Source organism: Myxococcus sp. AM010 (genome assembly GCF_013372585.1).
GTDB lineage: Bacteria > Myxococcota > Myxococcia > Myxococcales > Myxococcaceae > Myxococcus > Myxococcus vastator.
The window spans coordinates 1-23,868 of sequence record NZ_JABXEO010000036.1 but is presented as its reverse complement, the minus strand read 5'-3'; the positions used below and the strand labels follow the sequence as shown (position 1 = coordinate 23,868).

The 23,868-nt window shown below is 70.3% G+C and carries 27 protein-coding genes; 17 read left to right on the top strand and 10 right to left on the bottom strand.

Annotated features, from left to right (window positions below; translation table 11 throughout):
• Nucleotides 1–46: 46 nt before the first annotated feature.
• Entirely contained in the window at nt 47–1,237 is a 1,191-nt protein-coding gene (metK, locus tag HV826_RS18020) for a methionine adenosyltransferase (protein WP_176418266.1), read from the bottom strand.
• A gap of 238 nt (nt 1,238–1,475) precedes the next feature.
• On the opposite strand from metK, the gene HV826_RS18015 reads away from it, so the two are divergent.
• The 11 genes from HV826_RS18015 to rpsN all read left to right on the top strand — a co-directional run bounded on the left by HV826_RS18015 (nt 1,476) and on the right by rpsN (nt 10,973).
• Nucleotides 1,476–2,051: an ABC transporter substrate-binding protein gene (locus tag HV826_RS18015; protein WP_176418265.1), complete on the top strand. Its 576-nt coding sequence runs from the start codon at nt 1,476–1,478 to the stop codon at nt 2,049–2,051.
• 63 nt (nt 2,052–2,114) lie between these two features.
• Nucleotides 2,115–4,112: a site-specific recombinase gene (locus HV826_RS18010; protein ID WP_368670947.1), complete on the top strand. Its 1,998-nt coding sequence runs from the start codon at nt 2,115–2,117 to the stop codon at nt 4,110–4,112.
• A gap of 113 nt (nt 4,113–4,225) precedes the next feature.
• Complete coding sequence (locus HV826_RS18005; RefSeq protein ID WP_176418263.1) at nt 4,226–6,910, top strand: RND family transporter; 2,685 nt, start codon at nt 4,226–4,228, stop codon at nt 6,908–6,910.
• A 70-nt stretch (nt 6,911–6,980) separates the two neighbouring features.
• Nucleotides 6,981–7,577, top strand: a complete 597-nt coding sequence (locus HV826_RS18000; protein ID WP_176418262.1) for an MXAN_6521/LA_1396 family lipoprotein — start codon at nt 6,981–6,983, stop codon at nt 7,575–7,577.
• Between the two features lie 11 nt (nt 7,578–7,588).
• The gene (locus HV826_RS17995; protein WP_176418261.1) at nt 7,589–8,077 is read left to right on the top strand and encodes an MgtC/SapB family protein; all 489 of its coding nucleotides are present in this window, start codon (nt 7,589–7,591) and stop codon (nt 8,075–8,077) included.
• Between the two features lie 126 nt (nt 8,078–8,203).
• Nucleotides 8,204–8,368, top strand: coding sequence for a 50S ribosomal protein L33 (gene rpmG / locus HV826_RS17990; protein ID WP_176418260.1), 165 nt, complete (start codon nt 8,204–8,206; stop codon nt 8,366–8,368).
• Nucleotides 8,365–9,594, top strand: a complete 1,230-nt coding sequence (gene zigA, locus HV826_RS17985) for a zinc metallochaperone GTPase ZigA (protein ID WP_176418259.1) — start codon at nt 8,365–8,367, stop codon at nt 9,592–9,594. Before rpmG ends, zigA begins: the two co-directional genes overlap by 4 nt.
• Nucleotides 9,594–10,226: a DUF1826 domain-containing protein gene (locus HV826_RS17980; RefSeq protein ID WP_176418258.1), complete on the top strand. Its 633-nt coding sequence runs from the start codon at nt 9,594–9,596 to the stop codon at nt 10,224–10,226. The genes zigA and HV826_RS17980 overlap by 1 nt, the downstream gene beginning before the upstream one ends.
• 11 nt (nt 10,227–10,237) lie before the next feature.
• Nucleotides 10,238–10,474, top strand: a complete 237-nt coding sequence (gene rpmB, locus HV826_RS17975; RefSeq protein WP_002633194.1) for a 50S ribosomal protein L28 — start codon at nt 10,238–10,240, stop codon at nt 10,472–10,474.
• A complete protein-coding gene (locus HV826_RS17970) occupies nt 10,474–10,650 on the top strand; it encodes a hypothetical protein (protein ID WP_176418257.1) in 177 nt (58 codons plus the stop codon). Before rpmB ends, HV826_RS17970 begins: the two co-directional genes overlap by 1 nt.
• 17 nt (nt 10,651–10,667) lie before the next feature.
• Nucleotides 10,668–10,973 (top strand): 30S ribosomal protein S14, encoded by a 306-nt coding sequence (gene rpsN, locus HV826_RS17965; protein WP_176418256.1) that lies wholly within the window; start codon nt 10,668–10,670, stop codon nt 10,971–10,973.
• Nucleotides 10,974–10,992: 19 nt separating this feature from the next.
• Here the strand turns inward: rpsN and HV826_RS17960 are convergent, their stop codons facing one another.
• The 7 genes from HV826_RS17960 to HV826_RS17930 all read right to left on the bottom strand — a co-directional run bounded on the left by HV826_RS17960 (nt 10,993) and on the right by HV826_RS17930 (nt 16,198).
• On the bottom strand, nt 10,993–11,442 hold the full coding sequence (locus HV826_RS17960; protein WP_176418255.1) for a hypothetical protein: 450 nt from the start codon (nt 11,440–11,442) through the stop codon (nt 10,993–10,995).
• A 136-nt stretch (nt 11,443–11,578) separates the two neighbouring features.
• Nucleotides 11,579–13,432: a phosphoenolpyruvate--protein phosphotransferase gene (gene ptsP / locus HV826_RS17955; protein ID WP_176418254.1), complete on the bottom strand. Its 1,854-nt coding sequence runs from the start codon at nt 13,430–13,432 to the stop codon at nt 11,579–11,581.
• 46 nt (nt 13,433–13,478) lie between these two features.
• Nucleotides 13,479–13,757: an HPr family phosphocarrier protein gene (locus HV826_RS17950; protein ID WP_163783964.1), complete on the bottom strand. Its 279-nt coding sequence runs from the start codon at nt 13,755–13,757 to the stop codon at nt 13,479–13,481.
• A 17-nt stretch (nt 13,758–13,774) separates the two neighbouring features.
• Nucleotides 13,775–14,542, bottom strand: a complete 768-nt coding sequence (locus tag HV826_RS17945) for a PTS system mannose/fructose/sorbose family transporter subunit IID (RefSeq protein ID WP_176418253.1) — start codon at nt 14,540–14,542, stop codon at nt 13,775–13,777.
• Entirely contained in the window at nt 14,539–15,255 is a 717-nt protein-coding gene (locus HV826_RS17940; protein WP_176418252.1) for a PTS sugar transporter subunit IIC, read from the bottom strand. The genes HV826_RS17945 and HV826_RS17940 overlap by 4 nt, the downstream gene beginning before the upstream one ends.
• 4 nt (nt 15,256–15,259) lie before the next feature.
• Nucleotides 15,260–15,745, bottom strand: coding sequence for a PTS sugar transporter subunit IIB (locus HV826_RS17935; RefSeq protein ID WP_176418251.1), 486 nt, complete (start codon nt 15,743–15,745; stop codon nt 15,260–15,262).
• A 33-nt stretch (nt 15,746–15,778) separates the two neighbouring features.
• On the bottom strand, nt 15,779–16,198 hold the full coding sequence (locus HV826_RS17930; protein WP_140795462.1) for a PTS sugar transporter subunit IIA: 420 nt from the start codon (nt 16,196–16,198) through the stop codon (nt 15,779–15,781).
• 429 nt (nt 16,199–16,627) lie between these two features.
• On the opposite strand from HV826_RS17930, the gene HV826_RS17925 reads away from it, so the two are divergent.
• Together HV826_RS17925 and HV826_RS17920 are read left to right on the top strand one after the other, a co-directional pair.
• Nucleotides 16,628–17,131 (top strand): peroxiredoxin, encoded by a 504-nt coding sequence (locus tag HV826_RS17925; protein WP_176418250.1) that lies wholly within the window; start codon nt 16,628–16,630, stop codon nt 17,129–17,131.
• A gap of 23 nt (nt 17,132–17,154) precedes the next feature.
• Complete coding sequence (locus HV826_RS17920) at nt 17,155–17,838, top strand: protease (RefSeq protein ID WP_368670946.1); 684 nt, start codon at nt 17,155–17,157, stop codon at nt 17,836–17,838.
• 54 nt (nt 17,839–17,892) lie between these two features.
• Here HV826_RS17920 and HV826_RS17915 read toward each other — a convergent pair whose 3' ends face one another.
• The gene (locus HV826_RS17915) at nt 17,893–18,813 is read right to left on the bottom strand and encodes an NAD+ kinase (protein ID WP_176418249.1); all 921 of its coding nucleotides are present in this window, start codon (nt 18,811–18,813) and stop codon (nt 17,893–17,895) included.
• 16 nt (nt 18,814–18,829) lie between these two features.
• Nucleotides 18,830–19,795, bottom strand: coding sequence for an SPFH domain-containing protein (locus HV826_RS17910; protein ID WP_176418248.1), 966 nt, complete (start codon nt 19,793–19,795; stop codon nt 18,830–18,832).
• A 344-nt stretch (nt 19,796–20,139) separates the two neighbouring features.
• Between HV826_RS17910 and HV826_RS17905 the strand changes: the two genes are divergently transcribed.
• The 4 genes from HV826_RS17905 to HV826_RS17890 all read left to right on the top strand — a co-directional run.
• Nucleotides 20,140–20,847 (top strand): metallophosphoesterase family protein, encoded by a 708-nt coding sequence (locus HV826_RS17905; protein WP_176418247.1) that lies wholly within the window; start codon nt 20,140–20,142, stop codon nt 20,845–20,847.
• A 184-nt stretch (nt 20,848–21,031) separates the two neighbouring features.
• Nucleotides 21,032–21,754, top strand: coding sequence for an imm11 family protein (locus HV826_RS17900; RefSeq protein ID WP_176418246.1), 723 nt, complete (start codon nt 21,032–21,034; stop codon nt 21,752–21,754).
• Nucleotides 21,755–21,871: 117 nt separating this feature from the next.
• A complete protein-coding gene (locus HV826_RS17895) occupies nt 21,872–23,044 on the top strand; it encodes a serine/threonine-protein kinase (RefSeq protein WP_176418245.1) in 1,173 nt (390 codons plus the stop codon).
• A gap of 42 nt (nt 23,045–23,086) precedes the next feature.
• Nucleotides 23,087–23,868, top strand: a 782-nt coding sequence (locus HV826_RS17890; protein ID WP_176418244.1) for a PEGA domain-containing protein, incomplete at its 3' end; no start/stop codon positions are given.

The following is a 23,868-nucleotide window of genomic DNA, read 5'->3' as shown; positions in this document are numbered from 1 at the left end:
CACGCGCCGGCGAGGCGGCGTGAGGCCCGAATCGAAGCGCCCTGACTCAGACGGCCTTCAGGCGGCGGCCACCCGAGGGCGTGGCGCCCTTGGCGGCATCCCGCAGCGCGTCCTTCTTCTCCTCGATGCGCTCCCAGGAGAACTCCTTCTCCGTGCGGCCGAAGTGCCCGTAGGCGGCGGTCTTCTGGTAGATGGGCCGCAGCAGATTCAGGTACTCGGTGATTTCGCGCGGGCGCAGGCCGAACGTCTTGCGGACGGCCAGGGCGATGCGCTCCTCCGGGACCGTGGCGGTGCCGAAGGTCTCCACCATGACGCTGACGGGCTCGGCCACGCCGATGGCGTAGGACACCTGCACCTCGCAGCGCCGGGCCAAGCCCGCGGCCACCACCGTCTTGGCGATGTGCCGGCCCATGTACGCGGCCGAGCGGTCCACCTTGGACGGGTCCTTGCCGCTGAACGCGCCGCCACCGTGACGGCCCATGCCGCCGTAGGTGTCCACGATGATCTTCCGGCCCGTCAGGCCGGAGTCACCCATGGGGCCACCCACCACGAAGCGGCCGGTGGGGTTGATGAAGAACTTCGTCTTGTTGTCGATGAGCTTCTTGGGCAGCGCCTTCGCGATGACGTCCTCGCGGATGGCCTCCTGGATCTTCTTGTTGGAGACCTCATCGGAGTGCTGCGTGGACACCACCACCGCGTCGATGCGGACGGGGCGGCCGTCGCGGTACTCCACCGTCACCTGGCTCTTGCCGTCCGGGCGAATCCACGGGTGCTGCTTGCGACGCGCGTCCGCCAGGCGGCGGGTGATGGCGTGGGCGTAGTGGATGGGGGCCGGCATCAGCTCCGGCGTCTCGTCGCACGCGAAGCCGAACATCATGCCCTGGTCGCCGGCGCCCTGGTCCTTCTTGTTGTCGACACCCCGGGCGATGTCCTGGCTCTGGCCTTCGATGGCCACCATGACGCCGCAGGTGTTGCCGTCGTAGCCCATGGCGCTGTCGGTGTACCCGATGCGGCAGATGGTGCCGCGGACGATCTTCGGGATGTCCACGTAACAGTTCGTCGTCACCTCACCCGCGACGATGGCGAGGCCCGTCTTGACGAGCGTCTCCACTGCGACGCGCGCTTGAGGGTCCTTGGCGATGATGGCATCCAGCACACCGTCGGAGATCTGATCGGCGATCTTGTCCGGGTGGCCTTCAGTGACGGATTCAGACGTGAACAGGAAGTCGGTAGGCATGTCGTCTCAGAGGCTGCGCTGACAGTGCGCGAAAGCCGGACACTAAACGTGGCGTCCTAGAGGAGTCAAACGCGCAAGCGGGCCGCATCATTCAACTTTTCGGAATCCGCCAGCACCCGGCGTCCCGGCGGCGACGGCCGCATGGCCGCTCTCCGCCTCCGCATGAATTTCGCGAGGCGCCGGACGTTCCCTTGGGCTAACAGACGTCCGCGCATCCGCTCTGGAGGAACAGCCCGACATGAACGCCCGCTACCGTACCCTCGCCTTCCTGGCCACCTTCGCCGTCGCCCTCCCCGCGCTCGCCGCGAAGCAGGACCCCGTCGCCAAGCCGGTGAAGACCGTGGTGCAGTCCGTGCGCTACGAGCGCGACGCCCTGGCCCTCAAGCACTTCGGCAGCGAGGAGCAGGGCAAGTTCCTGCTCGGCGACAACTGGGCCGAGGGCACCGAGGCGCAGCGCAAGGAGTTCGTCACGCTGTTCCAGGACCTCTTCGCGAACATCGCCTTCCCGCGCGTGCGGGAGAACTTCAAGAACCTGGACACCATCACCTACGAGCCCTCCCAGGTGCAGGGCGCCGAGGCCACGGTGGCCTCCACCGTCTTCATCAAGCACCCGCTGAAGACGCAGGAGATGAAGCTCAAGTACCGGCTGGTGAAGGAGGCCGCCGCCTGGAAGGTCGTGGACGTGACGGTGCTGGGCTCGTCCATGCTCCAGGACATCCGGGACACGCAGGTGAAGCCGCTGATGGCGAAGGGCGGCTGGGACCTCTTGCTGGAGCGCATGCGCGCGGAGCTGGCGAAGGTGAAGAAGAAGTAGCCCGCACCTGCCCGGCGGCCGGGCCACTCCGCCGTACGGGATTTGTACCGGCTGCTGTGCGACGTGCCCGAGGGCGGCCTGGAAGACCGGCTCCAGTGGGTGGAGCGCTGGATGCAGTGGCTGCGCGAGCGCATCCCCGCCCACGCGCTGGTGGACGCCTCCGAACCGGAGGCCTCCGCCGCCGACAGCCGGCTGGCCCTGATGGTGCGCGTGCTCGAAGGCGAGCCCGCCATGCGCGCCACCCTCACCCGGCTGGTGTCCGCCGTGTTCGAGGGCAGCCGGGGCCTCAAGCTCTTCGCCCAGGTGGGCCTGCCCGCCGGACAGGGCTTCTTCGCGGAGGCGTCGGACCGGCTCGCCCGTTCACTGCTGCCCGCCCCGCCGGAGCCCGGCAAGCTGTCGGAGCTGCTCTTGCGCCTGTGCCCGGACCCGGACGACGCGGACTGGCTGGCGCGGCTGTCCCCCGCGCGGCTCGCGCAGCTCGCGGCGCTGGTCGGTGAACCCGCGTCGCCAGAGCCCATGCCCGCCGCCCGCGTGCGCGCGGACTTGATGGACGCGCTGCTGCTGCTGGCGGTGCAGGTGGCGGCCCTGGGCATGGCCGAGGACGTGCGCGACCGCAGCCCGGAGACGTCCTTCCGCGCCTCGCCCTTCCTGCGGATGCGGCTCGTCTGCGACGCGGTCCTGGCGCGCGACGCGGCGGCGGACACGCTGCGGGACTTGTCGCAATGCGTGGCGGACTGCCGCCAGGTGGTGGGCAGCGTGTCACGCCACCTGGAGGACGCGGGCGTCAGCGTGGACCTGGTGTACCGGCTGGAGCGCATCCGCCGGGTCCTGGAGCGCATGGAGGCCATTGCCCGCGTGCTGGGGGCCGCGCGGGGCGAGCCGCGCTGGCGCGAGGCCATGACCCTGGTGTCGGACCTGCTGCGGCGCGCGCACGCGGACCGCTCCGTGGTGGAGCTGGTGAAGCGCAACGTGCGGATGCTGGCGCGCAAGGTCATTGAACGCGCGGGGCACTCCGGCGAGCACTACATCACCAGCACCCGCGAGGGCTTCCACGCCATGGTGCACTCCGCGGCGGGCGGCGGGCTGGTGACGGCGGTGGCGGTGGCCCACAAGACGTTCCTGTCGGGCTTGCTGCTGGCGCCCTTCTTCACCTTCCTGGCCGTGGGCCTCAACTACGCCCTGGCCTTCCTCCTCATCCAGGCGCTGGGCTTCACCCTGGCCACCAAGCAGCCGTCCGTGACGGCGGCCACGCTCGCGGGCGCGGTGGGCGAAGGCGCCCGGGGTGAGCGGCTGGCGAGCCTGGTGGAGCTCATCCCGCGCATCACCCGCTCCCAGTTGGCGGCCTTCGTGGGCAACCTGGGCGTGGTGGCCCCAGCAGCCGTCGTGTTCGCGCTGGGGTACCAGCTCAGCACCGGCAACGCCTTCATGAGCCCGGCCAAGGCCCAGGCCACGGTGGCCTCCCTGCACCCGTGGAAGAGCGGCACGCTGATCTTCGCCGTCATGACGGGCGTCATGCTGTGGATGAGCAGCGTGGCGGGCGGGTGGCTGGAGAACTTCGTGGTGTACCGGCGGTTGCCCGAGGCGCTGGCCCACCACCGCGTGCTGCGGCGGCTTCTGGGAGAGGCGCGCGCCCGGCGGCTGGCGGAGGGCTTCCAGCACGCGGCCTCCGGCCTGGGGGCCAACGTGACGCTGGGCTTCCTGCTGGCCCTGGGGCCCGTGGTGGGCGGCTTCTTCGGGCTGGGGCTGGACGTGCGCCACGTCACCTTCGTGCTGGGCTCGCTCTCCCTGGCGGGCACGGCGCTGGGGCCTGGGGCGGTGCTCCAGCCGGAGTTCCTGGCCGCGCTGGCGGGCATGGCCCTCACCGGCCTCATCAACTTCGGGGTGTCCTTCTCGCTCGCGCTGGGGGTGGCCGTCCGCGCCCGTGACGTCCCGACCCGCGAGGCCCTGCCCTTCCTGCGCGCCGTGCTCGCGCACCTCGTGAAGGACCCGCGCTCGTTCCTTTTGCCCCCCAAGGAACCGGAAAACGACGTGCTGCGGGTCTCCGCGCCGCCCGCTCCCTGAGCACGGGCCTGGGGCGCCCTCCGGCATGACGCGGGCGTCCGAGGCAGGGCAGCGGCCTGGCGGCCGGGCTTTGCCTTTCGGGCCCGGGCGTTTGCCGGTAGGGTCGCCGCCGCATGAGCGGCGATAGAAACCCGAACTCCCACTCCCGTTTCGCCCAAGCCTTCGCCGGACTGCTGGTCCGCAGGCCCGGGGCGGTCCTCCTGGTGATGCTGGCCCTGCTGGCCGTGTCGCTGTGGGGGACGTCGAAGCTGCACATCAACTCCAACCAGCTCGACCTCATCTCCCAGGATTTGGACGAGGTGAAGGACGTCAAGCAGGTCATCGACATGGTGGGCGGCAGCGGCTTCCTCATGGTCGCCCTGCGCTCTTCGGACGAGGCCGCGCTCAAGCGCACCGCCGACGACCTCGCGAAGCTCATGCAGGAGGACACGGAGTACGTCCGCAACGTCTCCTACAAGCTGCCCGTCGAGTTCATCCAGCAGAACATGGTCCTCTTCGTGAAGACGGAGGACCTGGTCGAGGGCAAGCGCCGCATCATGGCGTTCCTGCGCGACAAGCTGAAGCGCAGCAACCCGTTCTTCATCGACCTGGGCGGCTCCGAGCCCGTCGAGCTGAACATGCAGGACCTGGTCGACAAGTACTCTTCCATTGGCAAGAAGAGCATCCGCGACGACTACAACATCTCTGACGACAAGAAGATGCTCCTGCTGCTCGTCAAGCCGATGTGGGACAACACCGAAATCGGCAAGACGAAGGCCTACCTGGAGCGGCTCAAGGGCCAGCTCGACGCGTACTCCGCGCAGCCGGGCAAGGTGAAGCTGGAGGAGGACTACCAGCGGATGGGCGACGGGGAGCGCATCGCCTACGGCTTCACCGGCTCGTACAAGACGACGGTGGATGACTCCTACGCGATTGAGGAGTCGCTGGAGCCGGTGACGCTCATCGCCCTGGGCGCCATCTTCGTCATCACCATCCTCTTCTTCCGCAAGCTGGCGCCCACCTTCCTCGTCGTGACGGGGACGGTGGTGGGCACGCTGTACACGCTGGGCTTCACCTACGCGACGGTGGGTGAGCTGAACATGATTACGTCCATCCTGGGCGGCATCCTGCTCGGCTTCGGCATCGACTACGGCATCCACTTCGTCTTCCGCACGCGGCTGGAGCTGGGCGCGGGCAAGCCGTACGACGTGGCCATCCGGGACGCGGTGATGAACGCGGGCCGTCCGGCCGCGGTGGCCGCGGTGGTGACGGCGGGCTCCTTCTTCGTGCTGATGGTCAGCGAGTTCCGCGGCTTCAGCCAGTTCGGCTTCCTGGCCGGCGCGGGCACGCTCATCCTGGGCCTGACGCTGTTCTGCTGGAGCGCGGCGATTCTGGCGCTGGCCGGCCGCATCAACCCGGAGCTGCCCCAGAAGCTCATCGGCATGATGAAGCCGCCGCCCACCAACTCCGCCACCACCGGCAAGGAGCTGCGCATCCCCAAGCCGAAGTGGGTGCTGGGCATCAGCACCACCATCGTCGCGCTCATCTGCGCCGCCGCGGTGCCCTGGGCCGGTTCGGAGGAGCCGCCCAAGGGCGTGGAGCTGGGCTTCCTCGAGCGCCTCAAGTACGGCGTGAGCTTCAACTACAACACCCGCGCGCTCATCCCCGACGGCATGTCGTCCGTGCTGCTCCAGGACGAAATCAACGAGCGCTTCAACATCTCCAGCGACCCGATGGCCATCTACACCAAGGACCTGGACGAGGCCGAGGGTGTGTACCGGGAGCTGACGCAGAACCCGGAGAAGTACCCCTCCATCGACCAGGTGGTGAGCATCTTCACCTTCGTGCCCCCGGCGGAGACGGCCGCGGCCAACGCCAAGGTGCTGGAGGAGTGGAAGGCGGAGATGCAGCAACTGGAGGACGAAGGCTTCTCCGTCGCCGCGCTGCCGCCGGAGATGCAGGCCAACGCGGACTTCTTCAAGAAGGTGCTGGACGCCAAGCCCTTTGACGTCCACGGCGTCCCGTCCAACTACACCGCCCAGTTCCGCAACCTGCCCTCCGCGAAGCCGGAGAACCACGGCTACCTCACGTTCATCTACGCGAGCGTGGACCTGCTGGACGGCCAGAAGATGCTGAAGTTCTCCGACGAGACGAAGGTCATCAAGGCCGCGTACACGCCGGGCAGGTATGACCAGGACGCGTGGGACCCCAAGGCCCCCACGGTGGAGAAGGAGTTCCGCGCCGCGGGCGCCACGCAGCTCTACGCGCGGCTGGCGCGCATCGTCCTCTGGGACGGCAAGGTGACGGTGGTGCTCACCGCGCTGTGGATTCTGGCCATGCACTTCCTGGACTTCCGCAACGCGAAGCTGGCGCTGGCGTCCGTGATTCCGCTGGGCGTGGGCGTGGCGATGATGCTGGGCATCATGGCGCTGACGGGGCTGCGCCTGAACTTCATGAACATCATCATCCTGCCCATCCTCCTGGGCTTCGGGGTGAGTCACGGCCTGTACCTGCTCCACCGCTTCCTGGAGGGCACCTCCCCCCTGGTGGCCCTGCGCAGCGTGGGCGCGGCCGTCGCGTCCTCCACGCTCACCGCGGTGGTGGCCTTCGCGGCGCTGCTGGCCGCGGCCCACAACGGCCTGCGCTCCATGGGTCTGGTAGCGTGCATTGGCCTCATCACCACGCTGGTGGTGTCCTTCACCGTGCTGGCCGCGGTGATGCAGCTCATGTACGACCGGCGTCAGCGCGAGTCGGGCGCGTCCTCGGGTGGGGGCGGCGCGGCTGGCGGTGGCAAGGACTCCGAGCCGAAGGCGGCCTGAGCCGCCCTGGCCCGGGCGTGCACCTGAAGGAGGCCCCCTTCCCGCGGGAGGGGGCCGGGAGAGGGACATCATGATGAAGCGACTGTTGCCCGTGCTCGGGCTGGGCCTGCTGTCCGGGTGCTCCGCGGTGAAGAATCAGCGGCTGCGCGGTGACTACGACACGGTGGACAAGCACCAGGTGAAGCGCCTGGTGGTGGTGACGCAGCCGCTGCCCGACGGCAAGGTCGCCGTGGGCGAGCTGTGGAGCCTCATCGCCCGCCAGTGGGTGAACCAGAACCGCGACTTCCTGGTGAAGGAGAGCGCGGCGCTGCCTGACGTGCCCACGGACGCCACGTTCAAGAGCCTGTGCGTGGAGGGGTTGGAGGGCGTGCTCTGGCTGTCCCCCCAGATTCAGCTCCGGGGCAGCGGCGCGGAGGCCGCGGTGCACGCGAAGCTGGTGCGCTGCCGCGACGGCGAAGAGGTCTGGTTCGCCGAGGCCGCCGGGAGCTGGAACTCCAAGGACGAGGACTACGCGCAGCGCGTGGGCCAGTACGTCCAGGAGCTGGGTGAGGAAGTGGCGCCCTACGTGGTGCCGTCCAGCAAGCTGCTGACGGCCGCGCTGGACACCCTGCCCAATCCCGAACTGAGCGAAGCGGACAAGGACGAGAAAATCGAGCTGGGTGAGTAGGCTCCCCGCTCGTGGATGAACAGACGGTCGCGCTGAGGCTGGCCCTGGCCGCCCTGCTTGGGGGCGTGCTGGGTCTGGAGCGTGAGGTGCGCGGCCAGGCGGCCGGGCTGCGCACCCACATCCTCGTGTGTCTGGGCGCGTGCTGCTTCACGCTGGCCAGCGTCTTCATCGAAGTGGCGCTGGGCCCTGACACCCCCGAGGGTACCCGGGGCGACATCGGCCGCATCGCCAGCCAGGTGGTGGTGGGCATCGGCTTTCTGGGCGCGGGCGTCATCCTGCGCCACAACGGACAGGTGAAGGGCCTGACGACGGCGGCCAACCTCTGGCTCACCGCCTCCGTGGGCCTGGCGGCCGGCCTGGGCTTCTACTTCGCCGCCGTCACCACCATGGCCATTGCCCTGCTGTGCCTGATGGGCCTGCGCCCCCTGGAGCGCGCCATCAACCGCTACCGCAAGCGGCGGAGCGCGACGCGCGGCCCGGACGAAGACGCCGAGGCCTAGCGACGCCCGCTTCCAGGACGTCCGGCCCGCGCTGCTGCTTGCGCCATTAACGCAACTTGGTTACAACAACACCCCGGAAACCACTACCACCGTCCCGGCCTGACTCCGCGGCGGCCGGAGCCCACCATGCCCAAGGGAAACCGCACCATCATCCAGCTCGTGTCGTCGGCGGGCACTGGCTACGTCTACACAACGACGAAGAACAAGCGGAAGTCGCAGGAGAAGCTCCAGTTGAAGAAGTACGACCCGCGCGTGCGCAAGCATGTGCTGTTCGTGGAGGGCAAGCCGTGACGGCGCCCGCGACCCGGCTGCCCGTCACGGTGCTCTCCGGCTTCCTGGGGGCGGGGAAGACGACGCTGCTCAACCACGTCCTCCAGAACCGGGAGGGTCTGCGGGTGGCGGTCATCGTCAACGACATGAGCGAGGTGAACATCGACGGCCGGCTGGTGAAGACGGGCGGCGCGCTGAGCCGGGTGGACGAGAAGCTGGTGGAGCTGTCCAACGGCTGCATCTGCTGCACGCTGCGCGAGGACCTGCTGCTGGAGGTCTCCCGGCTCGCCCGGGAGGGCCGCTTCGACTACCTGCTCATCGAGTCCACCGGCATCTCCGAACCGCTGCCCGTCGCGGAGACGTTCACCTTCACGGACGAGCAGGGCCAGGGCCTGTCGGACGTGGCGCGGCTGGACACGCTCGTCACGGTGGTGGACGCCCTCAACTTCCTGCGGGACTGGAACGCCGCGGATGACCTCGCGGCGCGCGGACTGGCCGCGGCGGACGAGGACGAGCGCACCGTGGTGGACCTGCTGGTGGAGCAGGTGGAGTTCGCGGACGTGCTCGTCCTCAACAAGACGGACCTCGTCCCGGCGGAGGAGCTGGCCCGGCTCAAGGACATCCTGCGCAAGCTCAACCCGGAGGCGCACCTCGTCGCTGCCGAGCGGGGCCGCGTGCCCCTCGCCGCCGTGCTCAACACCGGCCGCTTCGACTTCGAGCGCGCGCGGCGCGCCCCGGGCTGGCTCAAGGAGCTGCGAGGCGAGCACACGCCGGAGACGGAGACCTACGGCATCCGCAGCTTCGTCTTCCGTAGCCGCGTGCCCTTCCACCCCGCGCGGCTGTGGGACTTCATCCACGAGAGCTGGAAGGGCGTGCTGCGCTCCAAGGGCTTCTTCTGGCTCGCCACGCGGATGGACATCGCCGGCGTCTGGGCCCAGGCGGGCGGCGCCTGCAGCTTCGAGCCCGGCGGCGTGTGGTGGGACGCGATGCCCCGCGCCGAGTGGCCGGAGGATGCCCAGGCGCGCGCCGACATCGAGCGCGAGTGCGTGGGCCCGCACGGCGACCGGCGGCAGGAAATCGTCTTCATCACCCAGGACGCGGACCACGAGGAGATGGCCCGCCTGCTCGAGGCCTGCCTGCTCACGCCGGCGGAGCTGGCGCGCGGGCCCCAGCACTGGGCGCGCCTGGAAGACCCGTTCCCCGAGTGGCAGGTGCAGCGGACGGAAGAGGACGAGGAGCACGCCTGATGCACTCCGCCCTCCGCCCCCTCGCGCCGCCCGCCCACGCCTTCGTGTGGACGCCCGAGGAGCTCGCGGACGTCTACCGCGAGGACCTCAACCTCTGCGTCTGGCGCCGGGGCCTGGACGCGCCGCTGGCGCAGTGGCTCAGCGACGTGACGGCCACGCGCGAGCTGGACGTCATCGCCCGGGTGCGGGGCGACGCGCCGGACTTGCGGCGCCGGCTGGACGGCCTGCCGCAGGGCCCTCTGTTCGAGGCCTGGCTCGCGGACGTGCACTTCCTGCTGCACCTCTACACGGACCTGGTCGGGGCGGCGGAGCTGGGCGTGCGCCTCCACATCCTGGCCAGCGACATGTGCCCGCGCTTCCACGTGGACCGCGTGGGCGTCCGGCTGCTCTGCACCTACGCGGGGCCGGCCACCGAGTGGCTGGAGAATGCGCACGTCGTACGCGGCGCGCTGGGCGCATCAGGTGACGTCACGCGGCCCGGCGCGACTGTCCACGCGCTGGAGCGCTTCGACGTGGCGCTCCTCAAGGGCGAGTCCTGGCCCGGCAATCAGGGCAACGGCGCCGTGCACCGCTCCCCCGCCATCGCCGGAAGTGGCCAGCGGCGACTCTTTCTTTCCATTGAAGCACTCTAAAGGAACCCTCCATGTCGAAGGTCTGCCAGGTCACCGGAAAGCGGCCGCTCGTCGGCAACACCGTCTCCCACGCCAACAACCGGCACAAGCGGCGCTCGCTGCCGAACCTCCAGTGGCACCGCTTCTGGGTGCCCAGCATGAACCGCTTCGTGAAGCTGCGGGTGAGCGCGCACGGCATCCGCATCATCAACCAGCGCGGCATCGACCGCGTGGTGCGGGAGCTGCTCGCGGAGGGAGTGAAGCTCTGATGCGCCGCCGCGATGGACGCCCCACCTGTCCGCGCCGCCTCCGAGCCGCCGCGCGGCACCGACCTCGTGGCCGTGAGTTCGCGCCCCCGCTGCTCGTCGACGTCGCGGCGGACGACGCGGACGAAGCCCCGGCGCCGCCGCCCCACCTGAACGTCGTCCCTCCCCCGAACCCCTGAGCGAGAAAGACACAGCCATGGCGAAGAAGAGCAAGGTCGCGCGCAACGCGCAGCGCAAGGCCCTGGTCGCGAAGTACGCGAAGCGCCGCGCGGCGCTGAAGGCCCGCATCCGCGACCTCACCGTGTCCCATGAAGAAAGGCGCGCGGCGCAGGACGCGCTGGCGGCGCTGCCCCGCGACGCGAACCCCAACCGCGTGACGAACCGCTGCGCGCTGACGGGGAGGCCTCGGGGCAACCTGAGGCGCTTCGGCCTGTCGCGCATCGCGTTCCGTGAGAAGGCGCTCCGGGGAGAGATTCCCGGCGTCATCAAGTCGAGCTGGTGAGCCACGCCGCGGCGGCCGCTCAGTGGCGCGTGTGCCGCCGCGCCTCCGAGGAAGGCGCCTCGCGACGAGGCGCCGCTTCGCCCTCCCCGCTGGCCCACTGCCGCGCCATGCCGGAGGACTCCCGGGCCGAAGACGGCACCGGGGGCTCTTCGTCGGCGTCGTCGTGCGCCCAGCCCAGTCCACCCGTCAAATCGTGCTGGAGCGGCAGGCCCGCCGTGGTGGAGGCGCGCCGCGCGGGCGCCAGGGCCTCCGGCATGAGGTCCGGCAGGTGCGACAACTCCTCACGCAGGTAGACATCCTCGCCGTCGATGTCCGCCACATCCGAGAAGGACCTCCGGCAGTCGCGCGTGAAGAGGCGCCCCCTGCCGATGAAGAAACCCGCCGCGTCCGCGGCGATGATGGTGCCTACCTTCTCACCGTCCCGGTCTCTCGCGGTCATACCCATCTGGATGTTGGCGGGATTGAACATGCTTGCTCCTGGGGCGGGCCCCTGCGCTCGTCCCGGCAAGGTGCACACGACGGCGCGCGTCCGGAATCCCCTTCGGGTCCGGTAGGCATGTTGGCAAGCCACCGCCATCCGCCCCGCCCTCACGGGCGCGGCGGCGTCAAGCCGTGTTCCGTCCCGAGGGCGGGGCCCCGTGCTCGGAGGGCTCGTGGTCCGTGGGCTCCGCGTTCCCTACACCCGGCGCGCCCGGCTCCATCGTCTCACTGAAGCGGCGGTCCATCTCCGTGCGCACGTAGCGCTCGATCTCCTCCGCCGTGGTCAGCTCCATGGCGTTCTGCAGCAGCTCCATGGCGTCCACGCGGCTCACCCGGCGCAGGAAGCGCTTCACCACCGGAATCTGCCCCGACGTCATGGACAGCTCGTCGAAGCCCAGCGCCAGCAGCATCAGCGTGTAGAGCGGATCTCCCGCCATCTCCCCACACATGGACACGGGGATGTTGGCCGCCCGGCCCGCGTCGATGATGCCGCGCAGTTGCCGGAGCACGGACAGGTGGAGGGGCCGGTAGAGGTAGGCGACCTCGCGATTCTGGCGGTCGATGGCCAGCGAGTACTGGATGAGGTCGTTGGTCCCCACCGAGAAGAAGTCCGCCTCCTGGGCCAGCCGGTCGGCGATGGTGGCCGCGCTGGGCGTCTCCACCATGATGCCCACGGGGAAGCGCTTGCCCACGGGCACCCCCGCGCGGCCCAGCTCCGTGCGGCAGGCCTCCAGCTCGCTGCGGGCCTCGCGCAGCTCGCTCACCCCGCAGATGAGGGGGAACATCAGCCGCAGGTTGCCGTGCACGCTGGCGCGCAGCACGGCGCGCAGCTGGGTGCGGAACAGCTCCCGGTTGGACAGGCAGTAGCGGATGGCCCGCAGGCCCATGGCCGGGTTGGGTTCCTTCTCGTGCTTCGTCTTGCCCGGCACCTTGTCACCGCCCAAATCCAAGGTGCGGATGGTGACGGGGCGTCCGCCCATGGCCTCCAGCACCTGGCGGTAGGCGCGGTAGTGCTCCTCCTCGGTGGGCGCCGTCTTCCGGTCCAGGAACATGAACTCGGTGCGGTACAGGCCAATGCCCTCCGCGCCGTGCGCCAGCAGCGAGGGGATTTCCTCCAGGAACTCGATGTTGCCGTTGAGGCGAATCTGGAAGCCATCGGTGCTGACCGCGGGCAGGTCCTTGGTCGCCAGGGCCAGCCGCTCGCTCTCCTGGTGGCGGCGCTGCTCCTCGCGAAAGACGGCGAGCTGCTCGTCCGAGGGGTTCACCAGCACCACGCCCCGGATGCCATCCATGGCCACCAGGTCGCCCGGCGAAATCTGTTCGCTGGCCCGGCCGGCGCCCACCACCGCGGGCGTCTCCCGCGCGCGGGCGACGATGGCGGTGTGGCTCGTCTGGCCGCCCAGGTCCGTCACGAAGCCCCCCACCCGGCCGCTGCGCGCCATCAGCGCCGCGTCCGCCGGAGACAGGTCGTGCGCGACGACGATGGCCTCCGCCGGGACCTCCACTTCCTCGTCCACCACCTGCCCCATCAGGTTGCGGATGATGCGGTCGGCGACGTAGTCCACGTCCGAGCGGCGCTCGCGGAAGTACTCGTCCGGGATGTTGTCGAACAGGTGCTTGATTTTGCGCGCCACCCGCCGGACGGCCCACTCGGCGTTGATGCGGTCCTCGATGATGAGCCGGTTCACCTCGTCCACGAGCATGGGGTCGTGGAGCATCAACCGGTGCGCCTCCAGGATGAGGGCGTGGTCGCTGCCCTCGGTGCGCGTAATCTGGTCCTTCAGCTCGGCGAGCTGGCGGTCCGACAGGTCGATGGCGGTCTTCATCCGCATCCGCTCGGGCTCGACCTCCGCCTCCGCCAGCCGCAGCTTGGGCGTGCGGATGCGTTTGCGGTCCAGGATGAAGGCGTGCCCCACCGCCACGCCGGGAGAGGCGCCGATGCCCAACAACCTCAAAGTGGGGGTGGCCTGGCTGCTCACGGTTCCTTCCGCTCCTGTCCGTCTACCGCGTTTTTCGAACGACCCTTCACTGCGCCTCGCCGAACCGGTCCCCAATGAGCTTCGCCAGCTCCTGGAGACAGGCCTCCGCGTCGTCGCCCTTGCAGGTGAGCTTCACCTGGGTGCCCTGGGCCGCCGCGAGCATCAGCACGCCCATGATGGATTTGGCATTGGCCTGCTGTCCCTGGGCTTCGATGGTGACCTCGCTCTTGAACCGGTTGGCCACCTTGACCATCTGCGCCGCGGCCCGGGCGTGCAGCCCCAGCGCGTTGATGATCTCGTATGTCCCTTCGACCACGCTTGCCATCGCGACTCCCACTCTCCTTAGAGGAATGCTCCCGCCACGCAGGCCAGGCCCGCCGCGACATAGAGCACCACGTAGTTCGGCACCCGACGGCTGACCAGCACGTAGGACGCCACCCCCAGGGCCAGGCACCCGGCCGCCAGCAGGGGCGCATACAGCCCACCCGCGTTGGCCCCGAATGACACCGCCAGCCAGGCGGCCACACCGCCCGCGCTCGCCGCCGCCACCGCCCGCAGCCGGGCCCCCCGCGCGGGGAGGTTGGCGCGAGCCACTGCTTCCACCAGCCTGTCACCCAGCGTCAGGCCCAGCCAATACAGGCGCACCCGTAGCAGCAGGTGCACCAGATTGTAGAGCACCAGGAACAGCGGCACCGCCCACACACCCAACAGCGGCACCAGCGCGGCGCTCACCGCCCCCGTCGCGGGCTTGAGGGACAGCCAGAAGAAGCCGTCCCCCAGCGCGGCCAGGGGCCCCATGAGCGCGGCCTTGAAGGCCACCACCTTGTCCGGCGTCTCCTCGCCGCGGGCGATGCGCTCTTCGTGGTTGATGACGCCGCCGACAATCGCCGCCGCGACGTAGGGGTGCGTGTTGAAGAAGACCAGATGCCGGCGCACCGCTTCCTCGCGCGCGGGCCCCCGCGGGTACAGCACCATCAGCGCGGGGTAGACGGCGTAGGCCAGCCCCAGGTTCTGCATGCCCTTGGGGTTCCACGACGCCTGGAGGAAGAGCGAGCGCAGGAAGACGCGCAGCAGCACGCCGAAGGAGAGCGCGGCCTGGGGCGTGCTCATCGGTCCTCCAGGAGGAGGACACACACGACGGACACCGTCACCGCCGCCGCGCCCAGCCCCGCGTAGAGCGGCGCGCGCCGCGCGTGGCTGCCCTGCGCCGCGATGGCCGCCGCCACGGACGCCATGGCCGGCCAGGCCCACGCCAGCCCGCGCACCACCACGGGGGGCAGCGCCTGGAGCAGCGGCTCGATGAAGAAGCCCAGCAGCGCGCACAGCGCGGTGAGCGTGCCGTACACGGCGAAGTGGGGCCACATGCCCCACAGGTTCTGCCGCATGGCGCGGGTGATATTTCCCGCCTCCGCGGAGGCCAGCGCCACCCGGGCCAGCCGCGCCGTGTAGCCTTCCAGCAGCCGGTCACCCTTGCGCCCCACGCGTCCCAGTCCGATGAAGAGCAGCACGGCGAGCGACCAGATGGCCGGCGTGGAGCCCGCGCCCGTGGCCGCGGACAGCGTGGCCGCGGCGGCGCTGGCGCCCGTGGCCGCCAGGGTGTCGTTCTCCGGCAGCGCGGCGCCCAGGTTGGCGGTGCCCAGGAAGAACAGCTCCAGGAGCATGCCAATGGCCAGGCCGGACGCCACGTCATCCAGCAGGGCGCCCATGACAGTGGCGGCGACCAGGGGCCGGGACAGCATGGCCTGGAGGAACGCCTTGCGCTCCAACGCCACCAGTCCGCCCCACAGCCCCGCGAGCGCCACCTGGGTCCAGACGACGCTCACGCGCTCACCCGGCCTTCGCCCACCGCTCGCGGAGGTCCAGCAGGCCCACGGGCTTCTCGGCGGGCACCGCGCGGGCCGCCACCCGGACCCCCTGGTCGGCCAGCTGCTGGAGCGTCGTCAGCTCGGCCTCCGCCAGGAAGACGGACGGGGAGACCTGCCTGCGGCCGGTGCCAAAGTGCACGTTGCCCAGATTCAGCTCATCCATGGCCAGCCCATGCGCGTGCGCGAAGGGCACCGAGGCCACATCCCTCAACAACACCAGGGTGCGCACACCGTCCTTGGACAGGGCGGCGAAGTCCACCTGGGACAGGGGCAGAATCTGCACCTCGATGGCGCTCTGGACGGCCAGGGCCATGGCCGCGCGGATGAGAGGGCTGGAGGCCGCCTCGTCATCCGCCACGACCACTCGGGAGACCTTGAGGAACGGGAGCCAGGCCTCGACGACCTGACCATGGATGAGGCGGTTGTCGACGCGGACCAGGGTGATCACGGCAGTCTCGAATCGCCGACCCGCGCGGGTCCGTCAAGTTCGCGGCTGCTGTGCCTCGCGAAGCAGGGCGGATGCGCAGGTGATGTTGCGCTGGCCGTGGGAAGCCAGCTGGTTGGCCATCTCCGGTAGCGACAGCTCCTCCGAGCGGAGCGAGTTCGCCTTCAGCAGCATGGGCAGGTTGACGCCAGCAAGGACCTCCACATTCATTCGCTGACACATCATCAGCGACTCCTTACAGGGCGTACCTCCGAAGAGGTCGGCCAGGATGATGACGCCCGCACCCTCATCCACGCGGGCAATCGCCTGCTTCATCTTCGCCCGGATATCCTCGACAGGAGTCCCAGGCTCGATGTTGCAGGTTGCCACCGCGGGAAGCTCTCCCACGATCTGCTCCGCGGTGGAGACCAGCTCCTCCGCCAGACGTCCGTGCGCTGCGACGACGAGGCCGACCATGTCCGCTCCTGACCAACCCCCCGAAGCTGCGTCCTACGCCTGAACGCTGCGCCGCGCAACTCCGGCGAAAGTTTCCGCCCTGACCTCTGACCTAAGCTGCCTCTTCCTGCCTCGAAAGCTAAGACGACCACAGCGGTGGTGCCCGAAATTTCGGGTCCGGCCGCGCACAGGGCTGTCGCCTGCCGGACGGGGGAGCGACACCGCTTCCCCCACACTCTACGAGATGCGGTGGCGACTTTCAGGGTGCGTTGAAATGAACGTTAGTCATTAGGCGCCGTATCAACCGCCAGGGCGGCGAGCAGGCATCCGGAGGTCGTCTTTGACGGCCGCTTTCAGCACGGCGGATTACTTGTGGGGACGCGGCGGGCCGGATGGGATGTGCCCGGCGTTGAACGCACCGGCCTGACTCCGGGGCGACGCGAGGACGTCATGGCCAAGACGAAGTTGCTGAAGCAAGGCGATGCGGTACCCGACATCACCCTCACCGGCGCGGGGGGGCAGTCGGTGCGGCTGCGTGATTTGGTGGGCCAGAAGGTGTTGGTCGTCTACTTCTATCCGAAGGACGACTCGCCCGGCTGCACGGCGCAGGCCTGCGGACTGAGGGACCAGTACGAGGACTTCGTCGCCGCGGGCGCGGAGGTGGTGGGCATCAGCGGTGATTCGGTGGGCTCGCACGAAGGCTTCGCGGCGAAGCACCGGCTGCCCTTCAAGTTGCTCAGCGACGCGCGCGGCGAGGCGCGCGAGGCCTTCGGTGTGTCCTCGTCCTTCCTGGGCCTGCTGCCTGGACGCGTCACCTTCGTGGTGGACCGGTCGGGCGTCGTCCGCGACAGCTTCGAGTCGCAGGTTCGCGTCGGCGAGCACGTGCGGCGCGCGCTCGAGCTGGTGCGCACGCTGGCGCAGGAAGGTGGCGCGCCGGCCTCCGCCGCCAAGTAGCGGACGGAAGGGGCACGCGCGCGGTGCCTCCGGGACCCAGCGCCCCGGAGCGCCGCCGCGGGGAGTGCGCCGCGGCGGACGGCCACGGCTTCGTCATGCAGAACACCGGGCTGCGCGCGTTCCGCGCGCGTTATCGTGGGCCCATGTTCATCTCTTCCGGTAGGCGGTGGGGCGTCGCGGTGCTGTCCCTGGGAATGCTGGGCGGTGCGTGCGCGGCGCGGCAGGACGTGGCGCCATCCGCTGAGGCGACGCAGGAGGCCCCGGCCATGGCAACGACGTTGACGTGCATGCTGAGTGGCCCGGCGCAGGTGCGCGCGGGCGAACCCGTGGAGCTGGTGTTCGAGCTCGGCAATCCCACGGCGCAAGCCCTGCGCGTGCTCGGCTGGCACACGCCGCTGGAGGGCGTCCTCAACGAAATCTTCGACGTGTCTCGCGACGGAGGCTCGCTCGACTACCGGGGGCCCATGGCGAAGCGCGCGCCGCCCACGGCCGACAGCTACCTCACCCTCTCCCCCGGCACGTCGGTGGAAGGCAAGGTGGACGTCGCCCGCTACTATGACCTGCAGACGCCCGGAACGTACCGCATCGCGTTCCGGGGCCCGCTGATGGACGTCGCCCGGGAGGGCGAGCCGGTGCCCGCTCCGAATGGCGGGTTCCGCCCGGCGGAAGTGCCGTGCCCCGTGGTGGAGGTCACCGTCACGCCCTGACGGCAAGGACGCGAGCCTCGCGCGGACCGCCCTGCCGCGCGAGGTGGCGCGCCGTCAGCCCGCCACCAGCCTGGCGCGCTGCCGCGCGGGACGGATGCGGGCAGTAGCGCCCGCGCCAAAGCGGAGGAAGTCCTCCTCCACGCCGTCGCTGAAGATGACGCCCTCCGACGCCATCCGCGACTCCAGCACCAGCTCGCGCTCCTCCGTCACGTCGCCCATCACCAGACTGGCGCCCGAGTGACGGCTGGCGAAGGGCTCGCGCACCACGAAAATCAGCCGCGGGTCCTCCCAGCCCAGGCGCACGGGCGCGCACGGCACCCCACCCGCGTGGGCCGTCACGCCTCGCGCCAGGTTGAAGATGGAGGACAGCCACCCGGTGGCGCCCGCGCCCGTGGACACCACCACGCCGCTGGAGGACTGGGACTCCTCCTCGTCGCCGGTGCGCAGCCGGTAGCGCGCGGACACATGGGAGCGCGCCCCGATGAACAAGTCGTTGAAGGCCAGCAGCCGCTGCCCGTCCTCCAGGCGCGCCTCCGCCAGGGTGACGCGCTTGAAGGCCGCCTTGCCCTCCAACACCCGCCGCACCGCCCCGCGCGCGCCCGAAACCGCATGGGGCAAGAGCACGCCGTCGAAGCGCTCCGGGTCCGGATTCACGCCCACCAGCGGCTGCTCGCCCACGTACTTCGCCACGTTCGCCACCAGCCCGTCCTGCCCCGCGACGACCACCACCTCCTTGCCGGTGAAGAGGAAGGTGGGCACCAGGCTCCGGTCCACCTGCTGCACCGGCAGCCCGAAGGACAGCGACTCCCGCAGCGTGTCCACGTTGCACCGGTAGGCTTCGTCCTCGCGGGTGAACTCGTCGAAGTCCTGGCCCGCGTGCTCCACGTAGAACTTCGCCTGCTTCCTGGTGTTGAAGCGCTCCACCAGGCCCGCCATGCGCGTGCGGCGCGTGACGAGCACGATTTTCTCGTACATGGTCCCCTCCCCGGCCTCAGCGCTCGCGGCCCTTGCCGCCCATCAGCGAGCGCAGGAGGTCCGGCGACACGTTCAGCTCGCCGATGCGCTGCGCGTTCTCCGCCATCTCCCGGAAGGCCAGGGCGATGTTGAGCGCCGGGTCCCCACCACCCGCGGACGTGGCCATCAGCGTCTTCCAGTCCACCCCGCGCACGGGGGCCAGCGTCTTCTCCAGCGCGTACGCGCGGGCATCCGCGGCCTGCCGCTCGTTGTCGCTCCAGCGCGTCATCAGCGCGGCGCGCTGCTCCTCCACCGCGATGTCCGCGGCCATCTTCGCCTCGCGAATCTGCCGCTGCCGCGCCTCCACCGCCAGCTCCGTGGCCAGCTCGCTCTCCTTGATGCGCCGCTCCTGCTCCACCGCGGCGTTGCGGCGCGCGTAGATGGCCTCATCCGCGTCGCGTTGCAGCGCCTCGCGCGACTCGGCCTCCAGCGCCCGCGCCATCTCCGGCGCCGGCTTCACCGACAGCAGCGAGAAGGCCATGACCTCCACGCCCAGCGCCTTCACCGGCTCCGCGACGGCCAGGGCCGCCAGCACCTGCTGTTCAATGGCGTCCGAGCGCACCAACACCTCGCGCAGCGTCAGCCCCTGCACCACCGAGCGCGCCCGCACCTGCGCCACCTGCACCAGCCGCTCCTGGAGCTTCTCCGGGTCATCCGAGCGGTAGCGCCCCGTGGAGCCCAGTGAGTAGTCCAGCAACGATGCGAGCCGGCGCGGGTCCGTCACCCGCCACGTGAGCTGCCCTTGCAGCGTCACCGCCTGGAAGTCCCGCGTCACCTCGTTGAACACGAACGGCACGTCCGCGCTGGACAGCGGCACCGACACCAGCGTCGCCGACGGCTTCCAGTAGAAGAACGAGAGCCCCGCCCCCTCCTGGACCACCTTTCCCCCCTCGAACCGCATCACGTACGTCGTCGGTGCCGCCTTCATGTAGCCGATGACCATGGGCCCTCCGCCCGCCTTCGTGTCTTCAGGACACCTAGTTAGTGTCAAACAAACACGATTTCAAGTCAATGTGCGGAAGCGCGAGGTGCGGGCCCGCGGATGTCCGGTGCCGAATCACGGTTCATCCGCGTTGCGACACAAAGCACACAGGGCTCATGGACGAATGCGCCGGTCGTGCGCAGGGTGGCAGGAGCCCCGGCGTTGGCGTCAGTGATGCCGGGCCACGAGGAAGGGCACAGGGTGGCGACACACGAATGGCATCCGGTTGCAGCGGGATTTTCGCGCGCTGGCCATTCCGCCGCCGCACGCAGTTCCTACCTTTCGGGAGCACTTCGGGAGAGCGCATGCGGATCGCGGTGATTTCGGACCTTCATCTCGGGCGGCGTGATGCCGCCGACCACTTCGGGCACGACGACTCCGGCTTCCTGCGGTTCCTCCGTTTCTTGGAAGGCAACTTCGAGCGAATCGTGCTGCTCGGGGACGTCTTCGAGACGCTCACCCCGCGCACGCCCGGGCGAAAGGTGGCGGAGCTGCTGGCGGCCCGCGCGGCGCACCCGGAAATCGTCCGGCGCTTCGAGCTGCCGCGCTACCACTACATCCACGGCAACCACGACCTGGTGGCGGGCACCGTGCTGGGGGCGCCCGACCAGCTGATTCTGCAGGCGGACGGCGTGCGGATGCTGTTCACCCACGGACACCACCACGACTGGATGATTCGCAAGGCGCGCCTGCTGTCGGAGGCGGCGGTGTGGGCCGGGGCGTGGCTGCGGCGGATGCGGATGCGGGCGATGTTCCGCTGGTTCCAGGCGCTGGACTTGAAAATCACCAACGCGCTGCCGGACCCGGAGCGGTGCACCTTCCAGCGCTGGGCCATGGCGCGGGCCAACGCGCATCACGCGGACGTCGTCGTCACCGGCCACACCCACCTGGGCCTGCGGGTGGAGCACGGCAGCAAGCTGTTCCTCAACAGCGGCACGTGCTCGGAGGGGCAGTTCTCCTTCCTCAGCCTGGACACCCGGGCCGCGAGCTACTCGCTGCACACCACCTGGTAGCCTCTGGCCCGCGAGCGGGCGGGGAGGCGGCGGAGAGCCAGGTCCGCCGCTTCTTCCTCCCCCATCCCGCGGGAGGGGGAAGTAACATTGGCGGATGTTCAGGCGGCTCACGGAAGCGCTGCGCGTCCTGACGCGACGCTCCCCGACAAGAGGTCCCGGCCCCACGCCGGGTGCCCCCCGGCAGATGCTCCTCGCCGACGTGTCCGCTGACGCGCGGCCCCGGACGAAGAAGCCGGCCGCGCGCCGGTCTCCCCCCCGCACCACCCGGCTGGCGCGCTACTTCGACCTCCACGATGACTTCCGCATCCCCGGCCGGCCCGAGCTGAGCGACCCGGTGGCGGTGGAGCTCCACCGGAAGCTGGACTCCGTCTGGCTCTTCACCTCCGGCGCCCGCGTGCGGAGCGTGGGCAGGCTGCGCCTGACGGTGACGCCGCCCGGACCGCCGCTGGACTTCTCGCTCGCGGGCGCGGGGCTCACCCCCGTCGTCTCCGCGCGGGTCGCCTCCGTCTTCCGGGAGCTGGCGCCCGATGACGTACAGCTGCTCCCGGTGGAGGTGGAGGACCGCGACGAGCCCCACTTCATCCTCGTCGCCACCCGGCTGGTGCGCTGCATCGACGACCGGGCCTGCGCGGAGGTCATCCACTACACCGCCGAGGACGGCCTCCCCGAGCGCGTGGGGCACTACCGCAACGTCAGCGGACTCCGGGTGGACCCCACGAAGACGAACGGCGCCCGGGTGTTCCGCACCTGGGGCTGGCCGGTGAGCCTCATCGTGTCAGAGGGCATCAAGGAGGCCCTGGAGCATGCCGGCATCACCGGCGCGCGCTTCGCCGAGGTGACGGAGCCGCCGCGCAAGTCCCGCCGGAAGAAGACCGCCGCCAAGAAGTCCCGGCCCAAGCGCCGCTGAGCCCGCGCCGCCTCCAGCCCCCACGGTTCCAACAGATTTGCCACCCGACTGGAAACTTGTGGGGTAGGGGCACTGACAATATCTTACTCGTTTTCCAGCAAATACCTGGGGACGACGTTGGACAACGAGGACAGCTCATTCGGCAAGTACCGGCTTGTCCAGCAGTTGGCGACCGGTGGGATGGCCCAGCTCTATCTGGCCTCCATCGACGGCCCCGACGGGTTCTCCAAGTCCTGCGTCATCAAGCGCGTGCTGCCGGAGTACGCCAGCCTGGAGTCGTTCAGCCGCATGTTCGCGGACGAGGCGAAGGTCGCCGCGCTGCTGACGCACCCGAACATCGTGCAGGTCTTCGACTTCGGGCGGGTGGACGGCCAGTACTACCTGGCCATGGAGTGGATTCAGGGCCACTCGTTGGACCGGCTGCTGCGACAGGCGCTCCGGAGCAGCCGGGTGGTGGGGATTCGCGTGGCGGTGGACGTGGGGCTCGCGGTGGCGGACGCGCTCGCGTACGCGCACGCGAAGACGCTGCCGGATGGAACGCCGCTCAAGCTGGTGCACCGCGACGTCACGCCGGGCAACGTGCTGGTGTCGCGCGACGGCATCATCAAGCTGGCGGACTTCGGCATCGTGAAGAGCGCCGTCAACGCGGAGCGCACCGTCGCCGGGGTGGTGAAGGGCAAGTATCCGTACATGTCCCCGGAGCAGATCACCAGCAAGGAGCTGGACCACCGCTCCGACCTGTATTCGCTGGGCATCGTCCTCTACGAAGCCGCCACCGGGCGCCGCCTGTTCAAGCGCGACACGCTGGAGGCCACCATCATGGCCGCGTCCCAGGCGAACGTGCCGCCGCCGTCGGAGGGGACGCCCGACTTCCCCGCGGAGCTGGAGCGCATCATCCTCCGGCTGCTGCGGAAGGAGCCCGCCGCGCGCTACCAGAGCGCCCGGGAGCTGCGGGACGACTTGGAGCGCTTCCGCGCCGCCCAGCAGTGGGCGTCGGGAACGCATGAGATGGCGGCGCTCGTCGCCGAGCTGTTTCCGTCCAGCGTCACGGGCCCGCCGCCCACCGCGCTGCCCGCCTCCAGCACCTCCCATGGCAGCAGCTCCTCCACGGGCCGGACGCCCGCCCCCAGCGCCGAGCGCGAGCCGAGCGGCACCTCCGCCACCACGCGGGCGCATGGCGAGGTGGAAGCGCCACGCGAAGGGAGCGCCCAGGGCTTTCCGTGGGCAATCGCCCTGGCCGCGGGCTGCGCGGCCGTGGGCACAGCGCTGTTCTGGTACCTGGCCCCCTGAGCGGCTGCCGCCCGGCGCGGCCGGCGCGGCAACGAGATTCCGATGAAACAGAAGACGTGGATTGCCGTCATCATCCTGGGCACGCTCGCCGCCAACGTGGTGGCCTATCGCGTGGTGCGCGGTCGGCGCGACAGCCCTCCCGAGCTCACGCCGGACGCCGTCACCCGGGTCCCCACGCCTCCGCCGCCCGCCGCGCCGGTGGAGCCGCCGCGGGAGGACCCGAATGAAGGGCTTGCCAGAGCCCGCCGCGCCGCGGGCCTGGCCGCGCTGGAGGACCGGGACTACGACGCGGCCGTCGCCGACTTCACGGAGGCGCTGCGGCTGCGCAAGGACGACCAGGGCGACCTCGTGGAGCTGCTGCGCATCGCGGCCGAGCTGCGGACGCGGGAACAGGCGCGCCAGCAAGGCGAGCAGGCCCGGGCCCAGCGCGAGCCCACGCCGGCCCCCGCCCGCTCCGTCCAGCGCACGCGGCCAGCGCGCGGCACGGCCCGGGCTCAGCCTCGCCAGGAGTCCACTTCCACGGAAGAGGCGCGCGGCGGCCTGCTGCTGGTGACGTCCACGCCCCCCGGGCTGATGGTGCGGGTGGACGGCAAGCCCATGGACCTCACGCCGGCCCGGCTGCCGCTGCGCGCGGGGACGTACCGCGTGGCGCTCGCGCAGGGTGAGCGCACGCTGGCCGAGGAGACGGTGGTGCTGGGCGAGGACGACGTGCGCTCCCTCAACCGCGACCTCACCGCGCAGCTCACTCCCGCGCCAAGGTCCTCGGCGACCGCACCGGCGCCCGGGGAGTCGCCGCCGCCCACGGCGCCCGCGCCCACCAGCCC

What these genes read in the sequence shown, in the direction of transcription:
- metK (WP_176418266.1), bottom strand. Translation starts at nt 1,237, where the DNA reads ATGCCTACCGACTTCCTGTTCACGTCTGAATCCGTCACTGAAGGCCAC.
- HV826_RS18015 (WP_176418265.1), top strand. Translation starts at nt 1,476, where the DNA reads ATGAACGCCCGCTACCGTACCCTCGCCTTCCTGGCCACCTTCGCCGTC.
- HV826_RS18005 (WP_176418263.1), top strand. Translation starts at nt 4,226, where the DNA reads ATGAGCGGCGATAGAAACCCGAACTCCCACTCCCGTTTCGCCCAAGCC.
- HV826_RS18000 (WP_176418262.1), top strand. Translation starts at nt 6,981, where the DNA reads ATGATGAAGCGACTGTTGCCCGTGCTCGGGCTGGGCCTGCTGTCCGGG.
- rpmG (WP_176418260.1), top strand. Translation starts at nt 8,204, where the DNA reads ATGCCCAAGGGAAACCGCACCATCATCCAGCTCGTGTCGTCGGCGGGC.
- HV826_RS17980 (WP_176418258.1), top strand. Translation starts at nt 9,594, where the DNA reads ATGCACTCCGCCCTCCGCCCCCTCGCGCCGCCCGCCCACGCCTTCGTG.
- rpmB (WP_002633194.1), top strand. Translation starts at nt 10,238, where the DNA reads ATGTCGAAGGTCTGCCAGGTCACCGGAAAGCGGCCGCTCGTCGGCAAC.
- HV826_RS17970 (WP_176418257.1), top strand. Translation starts at nt 10,474, where the DNA reads ATGCGCCGCCGCGATGGACGCCCCACCTGTCCGCGCCGCCTCCGAGCC.
- rpsN (WP_176418256.1), top strand. Translation starts at nt 10,668, where the DNA reads ATGGCGAAGAAGAGCAAGGTCGCGCGCAACGCGCAGCGCAAGGCCCTG.
- HV826_RS17960 (WP_176418255.1), bottom strand. Translation starts at nt 11,442, where the DNA reads ATGTTCAATCCCGCCAACATCCAGATGGGTATGACCGCGAGAGACCGG.
- HV826_RS17950 (WP_163783964.1), bottom strand. Translation starts at nt 13,757, where the DNA reads ATGGCAAGCGTGGTCGAAGGGACATACGAGATCATCAACGCGCTGGGG.
- HV826_RS17945 (WP_176418253.1), bottom strand. Translation starts at nt 14,542, where the DNA reads ATGAGCACGCCCCAGGCCGCGCTCTCCTTCGGCGTGCTGCTGCGCGTC.
- HV826_RS17930 (WP_140795462.1), bottom strand. Translation starts at nt 16,198, where the DNA reads ATGGTCGGCCTCGTCGTCGCAGCGCACGGACGTCTGGCGGAGGAGCTG.
- HV826_RS17925 (WP_176418250.1), top strand. Translation starts at nt 16,628, where the DNA reads ATGGCCAAGACGAAGTTGCTGAAGCAAGGCGATGCGGTACCCGACATC.
- HV826_RS17915 (WP_176418249.1), bottom strand. Translation starts at nt 18,813, where the DNA reads ATGTACGAGAAAATCGTGCTCGTCACGCGCCGCACGCGCATGGCGGGC.
- HV826_RS17910 (WP_176418248.1), bottom strand. Translation starts at nt 19,795, where the DNA reads ATGGTCATCGGCTACATGAAGGCGGCACCGACGACGTACGTGATGCGG.
- HV826_RS17905 (WP_176418247.1), top strand. Translation starts at nt 20,140, where the DNA reads ATGCGGATCGCGGTGATTTCGGACCTTCATCTCGGGCGGCGTGATGCC.
- HV826_RS17900 (WP_176418246.1), top strand. Translation starts at nt 21,032, where the DNA reads ATGCTCCTCGCCGACGTGTCCGCTGACGCGCGGCCCCGGACGAAGAAG.